Source organism: Phaeobacter sp. BS52, from assembly GCF_045040595.1.
In the GTDB taxonomy this organism is placed as follows: Bacteria; Pseudomonadota; Alphaproteobacteria; order Rhodobacterales; family Rhodobacteraceae; genus Phaeobacter; species Phaeobacter piscinae.
Map to the genome: position 1 here is coordinate 1,357,413 of NZ_CP090662.1, position 13,759 is coordinate 1,371,171.

Consider the following 13,759-nt stretch of genomic DNA (forward strand, 5'->3'; position numbering starts at 1 on the left):
CTTTGCGCGCAAAATGAAGCAAATCGGCGGCAGGATCAATGCGGCCTGACATGTTTTTCGGCGCCGCCTTGCTGCTCTGCCCTGCGCGCTGGGGAACATCCGAAGAACAGGACGCCCTGCATGACCGACTTGACCGAGCTGCCAGAGATCCCAGCCCACCAACCGGTGCTGATCGCCGGGCCAACCGCCTCCGGCAAATCCGCACTGGCCCTGCGGATCGCCGAAACTCAGGGCGGGGTGATCGTCAACGCCGATGCCAGTCAGGTCTATGACTGCTGGCGGGTGATCACCGCCCGCCCCTCCGCCGAGGAGGAGGCGATGGCGCCGCATCTGCTTTATGGTCACCAGCCCTACGATGCCGACTATTCCGTTGGCCACTGGCTGCGTGAGGTGTTGCCGCTGCTCAGCACAGGCCCGCGCCCGATAATTGTCGGTGGCACCGGGCTGTACTTCGCCGCGCTCACGCAGGGGCTGGCCGAAATACCTGCCACCCCGGCAGAGGTCCGCCAGCAGGCCGATGCGCTGTCGCTCGCGGAGATGTGCGCGGCGCTGGACGCAACCACCGCCGCCCGGATCGACCTGCAAAACCGCGCCCGTGTGCAGCGCGCCTATGAGGTATTGACCGCTACTGGGCGCGGGCTGGCCGACTGGCAGGCAGACACGCCGCCGCCGCCGTTGCCGCTGGATCACTGCACCGCAATTGTCTTTGACATCGACAAGGATTGGCTTGAGGCGCGCATTCGCCGCCGCTTTGATGTGATGATGGATATGGGAGCCATGGCGGAGATCGCTGCCATGCAGGACCGCTATGATCCAGCCCTGCCCGCCTGCCGCGCCATCGGAGTGCCGGAACTGATGGCCCATCACTTGGGTGATCTGACCGAAGACGAGGCCCGCGAGCGCGCGGCAGTCGCCACCCGGCAATTTGCCAAACGCCAGCGCACCTGGTTCCGCGCCCGCATGAGGGGCTGGCACTGCCACCGCCCCGGCTAGATGCAACATCATGCGCGGGGCTTGTCCGGGCTAAGGACCCGTCCGGGCGGCGCCGTCGGCCAAATTGACATCACGACCGCAGTTCCCTGCATCGGGGCGGGACAATCCGTCCCGCTGACCGTGCGGTATGCGCGCATTGTTGCTCAAAACCCATGCGCCATCTGCAATTCGACTAAATCCTTACGCATTTTTCGGCAAAAACTTGCCAGAATCAGTTTTTCGTGGCCATTTGCGCGCACGGAAAATACGAGCAGCACATACCATATCCATCCTATGCCTTTTGACCCCACCCATATCGGCGAGATCACTGTCGCACCGCTGTCGCAGCTGACCCCCGATGGACCCTGGCAGGTCGAACTGGCGCATGACCTCACCGAAAACCTGCTGATCTGGATCACCCGTGGTCAGGGACGGGTCTTTCTGAATGGTCAGCAGCGAGGATTTGGCCCCAACAGCGCGATCTTTGTACCTGCGGGCACATTGTGGTCGCTGGAACTGGGGCGTCAGTGTATCGGGCAGGTGATGACAATCCCGGCGTCTACGCCGATGGATTTTCCTGACAGTGCCGACACGTTACGCATCCCGGACGCGCAGGATCAGGCGGTGATCAACAGCATGTTTCAGGCTATGCAGGCCGAGCAGCAGGATCGCCCGGCGCTGTGGTACCGTGCGATGCAGGCCCATGGCACGCTGATTGCAATCCATGTGCGGCGCCTGATGGCGGCACGAAACAGCACCGCCAGCAAACCCAACGCCGCACAGAGACTGGCGCAAGGGTACTGCGGTCGGATTGTTGAATGCTACGCCCAGCACGCCAGCATGGCTGATCACGCAGCAGCGTTGAATGTGACGCCAACCCATCTGACCCGCGTCTGCAAAGCCGAGACCGGCAAGACAGCGGGTGCCCTGCTCACCGAGCGTCAGCTTCATGCGGCCCGCAGCCTGCTGATCACGTCAGAGCTGCCGATGCGCGATATCGCAGCAACCCTTGGCTTTGGCAGCGCGGCTTATTTCACGCGGTTCATCACCCAGCACACCGGCGAGACCCCGAGTCGGCTGCGCAAACAGGCCCGTGACAAGCTGAAACACAGCGTCTGATCCGGTTTTCCTTCCGCAAATAATCTCTTCCGCACCTGCCACATCTCATCAGCCGGTGCCACTCAGGTCATCGCAGACCCGCATTTATGTAATGCCCGCGACCTCCGCCGAGGCAGACAGCGAGTCACCCTGACAAACGAGTCATGGCGCCATGTCAGACTGGGCACTTATGCCCAGTACTAATCCCTTCAGACCGGGCGTTCCGCAGTCAAAATACAAAAACGACACCAGAAATGTCGCAAAATACATACGAAAGGTCGATAACCTACATTGACCTACCCCTCGTTCTGGGGCCGAATGGCCAAACGGGGAAACAATCGTTGAACACAGCACCACAAACGGCATCCGCCAGATCCGACTGGCCCGCCGTCCCAGAAGAAAAGATCTTGCGGTGCAACAGGGAGAGCCACATGACAAAAGACACCATCACCGGGACCAATCTGCACCCGGCGGCAAAGATGTATGCGACAGAAACCCTTGCTGGGAAGATGGACCGACGCGAATTCATGACCCGCGCCACTGCGCTTGGCGTCACCGCCTCCGCCGCTTACGGGCTGATCGGTCTCGACAGCCCGGTTCAGGCCGCTGGAGATAAGCAACAGGGCGGCACCCTGCGCATGCAGATGGAGGTGCGCGCCCTGAAGGATCCGCGTACCTATGACTGGGCGCAAATCGCCACCTTTACGTCTGGCTGGCTGGAGTTTCTGGTGGAATACAACAGCGATGGTTCCTTTGAGCCTCTGCTGCTGGAAAGCTGGGACGTCAACGACAACGCGACTGAGTTCACCCTGCATGTGCGCAAGGGGGTAAAGTGGAACAATGGCGACGATTTCACCGCCGAGGACGTCGCTCGCAACATCACAAACTGGTGCGACAAGAGCGTCGAGGGCAACTCGATGGCAGGCCGTATGGCAACGCTGATCGATGCCGACACCGGCAAGGCTGCTGAAGGCGCCATCACAGTTGTCGACAGCCATACCGTCCTGCTGAAAACAAACACACCCGATATCACCATCATTCCAGGTATGGCCGACTACCCGGCGCAGATCACCCATGCCAGCCACAGCGGCGACACCATGCTGGAGAACCCCATCGGTACAGGCTACATGCTGCCGGAATCGCTTGAGGTCGGCGTGAAAGGCGTACTCGTACGCAACGAAGACCACGAATGGTGGGGCACCGCAGCAGGCAAAGGCGGCTATCTGGACCGGATCGAATTCATCGATTATGGCACAGATCCTGCATCGTTCCTGGCGGCCTATGAGGCCGAAGAGATTGATATGAACTGGGAATCCGTTGGGGAATATGTCGACATCTTTGACGGTATCGGCCTGAACCGTTCGGAAATCGCCTCCGGCTTCACCATCGTGATCCGCCCGAACCAGCTTGCTGAGGTCGACGGCACCAAGCCCTATGCCGACAAGCGCGTGCGCCAAGCGATTGCGATGGCCGTGGACAATACCGTCTGCCTTGAACTGGGCATGTCCGGCTACGGCATCGCGGCAGACAACTGTCATGTCGGTCCGATGCACCCAGAACACGACCCGTCTGTAACGCGGCTGCCGTTCGACCCGGCCAAAGCAAAGGCACTGATGGAAGAAGCGGGCATGCTCGACTATGAGCACGAACTGCACTCCATTGACGATGATTGGCGCAAGAACAGCACGGATGCGGTCGCCGCGCAGCTGCGTGACGCGGGCTTCAAGGTCAAAAGGACGATCCTGCCCGGCTCGACCTTCTGGAACGATTGGGTGAAATACCCGTTCAGCTCCACCAACTGGAACCACCGCCCGCTCGGCACCCAGGTTCTGGGACTGGCTTACCGCTCTGGTGAAGCCTGGAACGAAGCGGGATTTGCGAATGCGGAGTTCGACAGCCTGCTGGCCGAAGCAAACGCCCTTGCAGACGTCGACAAACGCCGCGAAGTCATGGCAAAACTACAGGCCATCATGATCGACGAGGGGGTTACCATCCAGCCCTTCTGGCGGACCGCCATCCGCCACCACACCGACAGTGTGGTCGGCGTAGACAAGCACATCGCCGATCTGCCCCAAATCTACAAATGGGCTATCAAGGCTTGATCTGACAAAGCGGGCCGCGCCGCATGGCGCGGCCCAAAGCTTCTGGACGCAAGAAAACGCTCAAGAGCCTCGCAGGCCGCCGATGGCGGCCCGATCATTGGCCTAACTCAAGGCGTACAGCCACCAACGGGAGCATTCCATGGGACTGTTCATCCTCAGGCGTGTCGGGATCATGATCCTGACGGCGCTCTGCTTGACCTTCATCGTGTTCATTCTCACCAATCTCTATCCGAACCTTGAAAAACTCGCCAAGACGCAGGGCAACTTCCGCATGTCGGACGAAGCCGTCGCCACTTGGCTGGAGAAAGAAGGGTACATGCAACCGATGCCGGTGAAGTACGGTCAATGGTTGGGGGTACTGCCGGGCTGGACCACGGTTACAGATGAAGGCGTTTCCGGGCGCTGCATCACGGGCATCAAATCCCCCGAGGAGGCCGGAACTTTGCCGCGTTTTTGTGGCATTCTTCAGGGCGATTGGGGGTATTCGAGTGTTTTCAAGGACGACGTCAGTTCGATCATAGCAACGCGCCTTGCCAATACCGGTTTTCTGATGATGTGGGTGCTGATCCTGATGGTGCCCTCGGCGCTGCTGATCGGTGTTCTGGCCGGTATGCGCGAAGGCTCTGTCACCGACCGGTCGCTCTCCACCGCCTCCATCCTGACGACCGCCACCCCGGAATATGTCTCCGGCGTGATTTTCATGGCGATCTTCACCTCCTCTGCGGTTGGCTTGAAATGGTTCAAGGGCACGGCGACATCTGCGATGACCGATGCCAATTTTGAGAATTTCTTCCTGCCGGTGCTGACCATCGCCCTTTATGGGATCGGCTATATCGCCCGGATGACCCGCGCCTCCATGACCGAGGTGATGACCGCGCAATATATCCGCACTGCCCGGCTGAAGGGCGTGAGCTTTCCGAAGATTGTCATGCGCCACGCCCTGCGCAACGCATTGATTGCCCCCTTCACCGTAATAATGCTGCAGTTCCCATGGCTGCTGAATGGTGTGGTAATCGTGGAGACGCTGTTCAACTACAAAGGCTTCGGCTGGGCCCTGGTGGAGGCGGCAGGCAACAATGACATCGAACTGCTCCTCGGCATTTCCGTGGTCTCCGTGGTCGTGGTGCTGCTCACCCAGCTGATCTCCGATATCGGCTATGTCTATCTCAACCCCCGCATCCGGATTTCCTGAAGGAGGAACGCACTATGGACCCTCTCAGCTGGACCGGGAGCCTCTCTTTTCTCACCCCTGTGCTGATGCTTGCCCTGGTGGCGCTTGCCGCCTCTGTGATCGCCTGGCTTGTGCTCAGCATTGTGACCACAAGCCCCACAATGGCAGTGAACGCCCACCGTAGCGCCAGTCTCGCCACAACGCCGGATGTGCTGGCCGGTATCGCCGTGCGCTACAGTTTTCTCGCGGTGATCGGGCTGATCGTCATCTACATTCTGTTTGGCATCATCTTCGGCGCCTCCGGTGGCATCGTTGGTGCCATGGCGCAGTTGCTCTTGCCGGTGTGGAGTGCATTGATCGCGCTTTTTGCTGTCTCCATCACCTTCAAGCGGCGGCTGGGTCTCTACGGGAAACTGTTTGATAGCCCCATCGGCATGATCGGCTTTGCGCTGGTGATGTTCTGGGTCTTTACCGGGGTACTTGGCGCGATGGATCTGATCGCACCGCATGACCCGCTGGCGCAGATTTCCGGCCTCAAGAACAAACTGCCCGGCACCCCGCTGCCGGGTGCCGAAGCCGATGCAGGCATCGCGGCCTGGTATCTGCTTGGCGGTGACAATCTGGCGCGCGATGTGTTCAGCCGCCTGATTGATGGCGCCTGGGTGGTGGTGCAGATCGCGCCGCTGGCGACGCTCTTTGCCTTTATGGTGGGGATCACGCTGGGGCTGCCTGCGGGGTATTACGGCGGCCTATGGGACACGGTTCTGTCCTTCCTTGCCAACCTGATCCTCGCCTTCCCGGTGATCCTGCTGTTCTACCTGCTGGTCACGCCGGAGATCATCGAAACCGGGCTGCCGCAATATATCGCCGTGGTGCTCTTTGCCTTCCCGCTGATCTTTGTTGCGGTGCTGATCCATTCACGCTTTCGCACCCGCCCGCAACATAATGCCATCTGGCTGACCATTGTGCTGGTCCCCGGTCTCCTCGCCTATCTGTCGCTGATCAATGAACCCGGGTCGAAGATCACCTTCTGGCCGCTGGATCTCTTTGACGTGCCCGGCGGTATTCTCGTGGTCTTTGTCTCCGTGGTCTTTGTGAATTCGCCCACAGTGTTCCGCATCGTGCGCGGTCTGACCATGGATATCAAAACCCGCGACTATGTTGCCGCCGCCCAGACCCGGGGGGAGCGCCCGTGGTACATCATGCTCTGGGAAATCCTGCCCAATGCCCGTGGCCCGCTGATCGTCGATTTCTGCCTGCGCATCGGCTATACCACCATCCTCCTCGGAACCTTGGGCTTCTTTGGGCTGGGGCTGCCGCCGGAAAGCCCGGACTGGGGCAGCACGATCAATGACGGGCGTAAGCTGTTGTCGATCTATCTGCATCCGCCGCTGCCACCGGCGCTGGCGCTGCTGAGCCTTGTTCTGGGCCTCAACCTGCTGGCGGATGGCCTGCGCGAAGAAAGCCTGCGCGACTGATATGACCCTCTCCGGGGGCGCTGCCCCCGGACCCCCGAGATATTTGGAGCCAGAAGATGCCTCTTAGGCATCAACCAGCCCTCCAGGGAGACCAAGATGAACAAACTCGCAGAGTATGACGGCCCGATTCTGGAAATCGACAAACTGTCGATTTCCTTCTTTACCCGGCTGCGGGAAATTCCTGCGGTGATGGATTTCTCCGTCTCAGTGATGCCCGGCGAGGCCGTGGGACTGGTCGGTGAAAGCGGCTGCGGCAAATCCACCGTGGCGCTGGGTGTGATGCAGGACCTCGGCAAGAACGGCCGCATTGTTGGCGGCTCGATCAAGTTCAAGGGGCGCGATCTGGCGGAGATGTCGGCGGACGAGCTGCGCGACGTGCGCGGCAATGAGATCGCGATGATCTATCAGGAGCCGATGGCCTCGCTCAACCCGGCGATGAAGATCGGCAAACAGCTGATGGAAGTGCCGATGATCCATGAGGGCGTCAGCAAGGAAGAGGCCTACAGACGAGCCCTTGAGGTGGTCACCGATGTGCGCCTGCCTGATCCCGAACGGATGCTCAATTCCTTCCCGCATCAGCTGTCCGGCGGTCAGCAGCAGCGCATCGTGATCGCCATGGCGCTGATGTCAAAACCCGCCCTGCTGATCCTGGATGAGCCGACCACCGCGCTGGATGTGACCGTGGAGGCCGCCGTGGTCGAGCTGGTCAAGGATCTGGGCAAGAAATACGGCACCTCGATGCTGTTCATCTCCCACAACCTTGGTCTGGTGCTGGAAACCTGCGACCGGCTCTGCGTGATGTATTCCGGCGAAGCGGTGGAGCGCGGCTCCATTCATGATGTGTTTGACGAGATGCAGCACCCCTATACGCAGGCGCTGTTCCGCTCCATCCCGCTGCCGGGCGCGGATAAAAACGCCCGCCCGCTGGTGGCGATCCCCGGTAATTTCCCGCTCCCGCATGAGCGCCCGCCCGGCTGCAACTTTGGCCCGCGCTGCGATTACTTCGAGGCCGGGCGTTGCGATGCGCAGGACATTCCGATGGTGCCCGTGCATGGCAATGACCGCCATCACACCCGCTGCCTGCGCCATGATGAAATCGACTGGAACGCGCCGATCACAGTTGGTGAGCAGAAGGAAAAACCCGAAGTTGGCGAGGTCGTTCTCAAAATCGACGCGCTGCGCAAATATTATGAGGTCTCCGCCAATGCGCTGTTTGACAGCGGTGCGCGCAAGGTGGTGAAGGCCAATGAAACCCTCAGTTTTGAGGCCCGCGAAAGCGAGACGCTCGCCATAGTCGGCGAGAGCGGCTGCGGCAAATCCACCTTCGCCAAGGTGCTGATGGGATTGGAGACAGCAACCGCGGGCGCCATCCAGCTGGATGGCAAGAACATCGAAACCACCCCGATTGAACAGCGCGACACCCGCACGGTGTCGGATGTGCAGATGGTGTTCCAGAACCCGTTTGACACGCTGAACCCGTCGATGACCGTGGGCCGGCAGATCATGCGGGCGCTGGAGATCTTTGGCATCGGCGACAGCACCGCCGCGCGCAAGGAGCGCATGCTGGAGCTGCTGGATCTGGTGAAACTGCCGCGCGCCTTTGCCGACCGGATGCCACGGCAGCTGTCAGGCGGGCAGAAACAGCGCGTCGGCATTGCCCGCGCCTTCGCCGGTGGCGCGCGTATTGTGGTGGCCGATGAACCGGTCTCGGCGCTGGATGTGTCGGTGCAGGCGGCGGTGACCGATCTGCTGATGGAAATCCAGCGCAAGGAGAAGACAACGCTGCTGTTCATCTCCCATGACCTCAGCATCGTGCGCTATCTCAGCGACCGGGTGATGGTGATGTATCTGGGCCATGTGGTCGAGCTGGGCACCACCGATCAGGTTTTTGCCCCGCCCTACCACCCCTATACCGAGGCACTGCTGAGCGCGGTGCCGATCGCCGATACGTCGGTTGAGAAACGCCACATCGTGCTGGAGGGCGATATCCCATCGGCGATGAACCCGCCGCCCGGCTGCCCGTTCCAGACCCGCTGTCGCTGGAAATCCAAAGTGGCTAAGCAACCTCTGTGAGGCAGAGGTGCCCCCGGTGCGCACCCTCGCAGGCGGCCATCAGGTGAAATGCCACCTCAGCGATGCAGATCTGGCCCAGATGGAACCGGTCATAAAAATCGCCGCCGAGTGATCGGCGGCGCTGCTTGACCTGTCCTGAACCGGGGCTGCTGGCGGAGTTATCCCAGCAGCAGCATCACGATGATCAGCAGGTTCATCGACGCAAACTGCATCAGGCGCGGCATGTCATGACGGCGCAGCACGGCATACGCAGCCAGTGCCAGTGACAGGCCCGCGCCAGCCATAGACGCACCACCGATCAGCAGGCCGGTCAGACCGGTATTCGGCCCCCAGGGCGCGCCGGGGGTATAAATCCCCTTCAGGCCAACACCGATCAGAATCCCCAAGATGGCGCCCGCCAAAGTAAATTCCACCCCACGCACAGCCAACGGCGGGCGGTCAGCCATCACGCTGTCAACGATCTGTGGTGACGGGCCGGACTGGGGCTGCCACTGCATCTGGGTAAGACGTTCGTCAAAGCGTTTGAAAGACACCGGGATATTCCTCTTCTGAAGCTTCCCACTAGGTGCCAAGAGATTAAGGCAACTTTCTGGCAGACAGGCGGAGTTAACGCGGCATTAAGGAAGATTATCAGCAGATTAACGCCGATCCCCGGCGCAATCGGCAATGCGCTGCCGAAACGACGGCAAAAGATCAGCGATCATCAGAAAAAGCGCCCGCCGCATCAGGACAGCTTGGAACCACAGATCTGCACGCAGGGGATCACACGTCTCCCGCCAGATATATGCCTGTTTCCGTAGCAGTCTGGCAGCGCCGCTGTCAGCTGCCCCAGATCTTCTTCACGTAATTCTGGGTTTCGCGGTAGGGCGGCACGCCGCCGTGTTTGCGCACCGCCTCTGGGCCTGCGTTATACGCTGCCAGCGCCAACCGCCAGGAACCGAACTTGCGGTATTGCCGCGCCAGATACCGCGCGCCGCCTTCCAAGTTCTGTTTAGGGTCAGAGGCATCCACGCCAAGCGCCTTCGCTGTGGCGGGCATCAGCTGCGCCAGTCCTAATGCGCCCTTGTGGGATTTGGCCGTCGGGTTCCAGCCGCTCTCCTGCTGCACCAGTCGCAGGAACAGATCTTCGGGCACGCCATGTTTCTGCGCCGCTGCCCGCGCGACATTCAGATATTTGCCGCGGTATTTGCCACTATAGGGAAGGCTGCCGTATTTCGACGGTGTGTGAATGGTCGGCGGCTGCAGGCGGATTGAGTTTTTATATTGCCCAGACGCCCGTTCATCCAACACCCGCGCCTGAGAGGCAAACAGCTTGCGCTGGCTCTTTGTGCTGAACATATCCGCAGTTGCAACCTGACCCGAAAGAACCCCGGTCACCGCAACCCCCACCAACAGTTTACGCATTAAAAACGCCTTGTCCCGCCCCGGTTTCCCTGTCCTTGATTGCGCGAAACTATAGCCGGATTGACTAAAAAGAAAAGCACCTTCGCATATTCCCGTCCGCCACCGCCCTGCCCCACGGCGCACCTGCGCAAAATCTGTGGATGACCCCAGATATCCGGGCCAGCCGACTTTCATGTGGCGACCTTGGGCGGTACTGTAGCCGCCAACCCGGCGCGACCAGATTCGGACCGGAGAGAGTTCATACCCCAACGGGGCACGCTGAAACCGCTGTATGGGATGTCTGACACCTCCCGCACTGCGGAATTTCGCGCCTCAGTAAAGACCAGACCAAGAGGACAGACCCATGGCAGGCTCAGTCAACAAAGTAATCCTGATCGGCAACCTCGGCCGTGATCCCGAAGTGCGCAGTTTCCAGAACGGCGGCAAGGTCTGCAACCTGCGGATCGCCACCTCGGAAACCTGGAAAGACCGCAACACCGGCGAGCGGCGCGAGAAAACCGAATGGCATTCGGTTGCGATCTTCTCCGAAGGTCTGGTGCGCGTGGCAGAGCAGTACCTGCGCAAAGGCTCCAAGGTCTATATCGAAGGCCAGTTGCAGACCCGCAAATGGCAGGACCAGAGCGGCCAGGACCGCTATTCAACCGAGGTCGTCCTGCAGGGCATCGGCGGCACGCTGACCATGCTCGATGGTCGCAATGACGGCGGCCAGGGCGGTGGCGGTGGTAGCTACGGCGGTGGCAGCGGCGGTGGCTATGGTGGCGGCGGCGGTGGCTACGACAGCGGTCAGGGTGGCGGCAGTCAGGGCGGTGGCTTTGGCGGCGGCAACCCAGGCGGCGCGTCACATAACATCGACGATGACGAGATCCCGTTCTAAGGACGAATCGTTTTTTCATCCGAGCGGTAACGCTCCGATAAGAACACATCAAAAAAGTGCAGGCCCGCCAGGGCCTGCACTTTTTTAGTGCAAAGCACTGATTTCTAAGACGGACAAACCCAGCGCCTTCCGCAGCGTCACTTACCTTTAGAATATGCGTATTTTGAATGCATCTTCTATTTTAAACGCTCAAGGCCGCTTCAAATACACAGTCTATTAGGATCTCAAACTTAGCGTTTTGCGGAGTAATAACGTTACGCCGGAGCGCCGAGTATGATCACCCGCCTGTTACAGCATATGTCCATCCGGACCAAAATCCTCACGCTTGTAGGACTGCCTCTCCTGATTATCATCGGGATGTCCGCGGCGGTATTGTACACGCTGAACAAACGCGCCAGCTTTGATACCACGCTGACGCAAGACATAATGCTCACCGCTGGTGATCTGGTGCATAATCTGCAGCTCGAGCGTGGCATGTCTGCGGCGTTTTTGACCGGTAATGGGACTGCCCTCCCGCAGACGTTGAAAGCCCAGCGGCAGACGGCACAGGATCTGCGCCTCCACATGTTGGAAGTAATCGAAAACGCCGATTTGTCACGGCTTCATGAAAACACCCGCATCTTTGTCGAGCTCGCCCATGATGAATTGAAGGCGATGGATGATATTCGCACCCAGGTCGACAATCGCAGCATTAGTGCCCAGAAAATGGTCGCGTTCTACACCAAGCTGAACCTTCACCTTCTGGAAACGGCCCTCGCTTTCGAAGTGTTGGTGCACGATACCGAATTGGCGGAACGCGCGATGGCGCTCACCTATTTCCAGATGTCCAAAGATGCCTATGGCATTCAGCGCGCAATCGGCGCCGTTGGCTTTACTTCCGGCTGGACAGATCAGTTGCGCTCCCGCATGGCTATGGCTGTTTTGCAATCAGAAGAAAGAATACGTGTCTTTCACGAACTGTCAGACAGCAAAAGCGTCCATCTCTACGATAGCCGGGCCGAGGGCGATGTCTATCAGCGGTTCGCCCAGCTCCGGAACGCCATCTTGGAAGGCACCGAGGACTCGACCATCACCCCGGAAGCTTGGTTCCAGATTGCAACGGATGCCATCGGAATGGTCCATTCAGTGGAAACCGAAATTCGAGAGGGCCTGATGCATGATTTTCAGGCGTTCGATACCTATAACAAAAACGCCTTTTACCAGACGCTGACCGCTCTATCGGTGATCCTCCTATTGATCAGCATTGGCGCACTGTTGATCGCCCGTGATATTGCCAACGGTGTGCGCATGGTAACCACTGCCCTCGAACAAATCAGCTCTGGTGATCTGGATGTCACCATCTCCGGAAAGTCCCGCAAAGATGAAATCGGCAGCATCGCACAGAAGGCCGAAACGCTGCGGGGGCACGCCTTGGAGAAACGCGCAGCCGACGAGCAGCTTGATCAGGCCATGGCAGAGCAGAAACAGGTCTCCGACGCAATTGCTGAGGCGCTGAGCCAGCTCAGCCACAAGGTGCTTGTCTATCGGCTGGACGATGACTTCCCCGAGGATTTCAAAAGCCTGCGGATGGATTTCAACGATCTGGCTCAGTCACTGCAGGACGCTATGGGCACCGTTCGTAGCGCGGCCTTGTCGGTCGGGGATGACAGCCAGACGATCGCCGCCAACATGGATGACCTGTCCCGCCGGACAGAATCGCAGGCCGCCGCGCTGGAACGCTCCACCCAAGCGATGAACGAGATCACCACCAGCGTCGGTGAATCCGCCCGCAACGCCAAGGACGCCGAGACCATCGCAGGCACCACTCAGGACAAGGTCAACGATTGCGAAGAAATCGTACAGAAGACGGTGACCGCGATGGAGGAGATCCGCACCTCCTCGGATGAGATTTCCCAGATCACCAAGGTGATTGAGGATATCGCCTTCCAGACCAACCTCCTGGCCCTCAACGCCGGGGTTGAGGCCGCTCGCGCCGGAGAAGCCGGTCGTGGTTTCGCCGTTGTCGCCAGCGAAGTGCAGCGACTGGCGCAGCGCTGCTCCGATGCGGTGTCGCAAATCGATGAAATCACCGCCCGCAGCTCATCTCAGGTCAACACCGGCTCCACCCTCGTCGGCTCCGCCGGAACGGCGATGGCCGATGTCAGCACGCAGGTGAGCGCGATTTCCGAGCTGATCGTCTCCATCGCCAGGGGGTTGGATGCCCAATCCTCACAGCTGAGCGAGGTCAATCACGCCGTCGGCGAGATGGAGCAGATGACCCAAACCAATGCCGCCATGACCGAGGAAACCACCGCCTCCGCCACCCAGCTGTTCCAGCAGGCGCGTGAGTTGAATACCATGATCGGCGCCTTCCAGCTGGACGGTCCCGCCACCTCCTCGACAGCGGAAGAGATGGCGCACGATGCTGAGATGGAGGCACAGATGCAGGCCACCGGCGACGGCGCATCGGATGTTTCCAATGAGGGCAGTTTCGACACTCCGGACGACAGAATCCTGGGTGGCCTGAGGTCCTCTTTCCCCGATCACGACAAACGACAAAAGCCCTCGCGCTCTGCGGGGGCTCCTGTCATGTAACAGGCTATAAACT

The 13,759-nt window shown here is 59.9% G+C and carries 9 protein-coding genes and 1 pseudogene; 8 read left to right on the forward strand and 2 right to left on the reverse strand.

Annotated elements, in window-relative coordinates:
• The first annotated feature begins 120 nt into the window (after nt 1-120).
• From miaA to L0Z65_RS06640, 6 genes and pseudogenes are all read left to right on the forward strand, one after another.
• Entirely contained in the window at nt 121-993 is an 873-nt protein-coding gene (miaA, locus tag L0Z65_RS06615; RefSeq protein WP_405111824.1) for a tRNA (adenosine(37)-N6)-dimethylallyltransferase MiaA, read from the forward strand.
• Nucleotides 994-1,266: 273 nt separating this feature from the next.
• Nucleotides 1,267-2,091, forward strand: a complete 825-nt coding sequence (locus L0Z65_RS06620; protein WP_405111826.1) for an AraC family transcriptional regulator — start codon at nt 1,267-1,269, stop codon at nt 2,089-2,091.
• Between the two features lie 410 nt (nt 2,092-2,501).
• A complete protein-coding gene (locus L0Z65_RS06625) occupies nt 2,502-4,172 on the forward strand; it encodes an ABC transporter substrate-binding protein (RefSeq protein WP_405111829.1) in 1,671 nt (556 codons plus the stop codon).
• Between the two features lie 139 nt (nt 4,173-4,311).
• Entirely contained in the window at nt 4,312-5,364 is a 1,053-nt protein-coding gene (locus L0Z65_RS06630) for an ABC transporter permease (protein WP_096871201.1), read from the forward strand.
• Between the two features lie 14 nt (nt 5,365-5,378).
• A complete protein-coding gene (locus L0Z65_RS06635) occupies nt 5,379-6,821 on the forward strand; it encodes an ABC transporter permease (protein ID WP_096871200.1) in 1,443 nt (480 codons plus the stop codon).
• A gap of 96 nt (nt 6,822-6,917) precedes the next feature.
• Nucleotides 6,918-9,006 (forward strand): annotated as a pseudogene (locus L0Z65_RS06640) (dipeptide ABC transporter ATP-binding protein).
• 46 nt (nt 9,007-9,052) lie between these two features.
• Here the strand turns inward: L0Z65_RS06640 and L0Z65_RS06645 are convergent.
• Nucleotides 9,053-9,427: a hypothetical protein gene (locus tag L0Z65_RS06645; protein WP_024097407.1), complete on the reverse strand. Its 375-nt coding sequence runs from the start codon at nt 9,425-9,427 to the stop codon at nt 9,053-9,055.
• A gap of 286 nt (nt 9,428-9,713) precedes the next feature.
• Nucleotides 9,714-10,298 carry a lytic transglycosylase domain-containing protein gene (locus tag L0Z65_RS06650; RefSeq protein ID WP_024097408.1) on the reverse strand — a complete coding sequence of 195 codons (585 nt, stop codon included), beginning with the start codon at nt 10,296-10,298 and terminating at the stop codon, nt 9,714-9,716.
• A 343-nt stretch (nt 10,299-10,641) separates the two neighbouring features.
• Here L0Z65_RS06650 and ssb point away from each other — a divergent pair, with 343 nt between their 5' ends.
• Both ssb and L0Z65_RS06660 read left to right on the forward strand, forming a co-directional pair.
• The gene (ssb, locus tag L0Z65_RS06655) at nt 10,642-11,172 is read left to right on the forward strand and encodes a single-stranded DNA-binding protein (RefSeq protein WP_405111833.1); all 531 of its coding nucleotides are present in this window, start codon (nt 10,642-10,644) and stop codon (nt 11,170-11,172) included.
• A gap of 273 nt (nt 11,173-11,445) precedes the next feature.
• A complete protein-coding gene (locus L0Z65_RS06660) occupies nt 11,446-13,746 on the forward strand; it encodes a methyl-accepting chemotaxis protein (protein ID WP_405111836.1) in 2,301 nt (766 codons plus the stop codon).
• Nucleotides 13,747-13,759 lie beyond the last annotated feature (13 nt).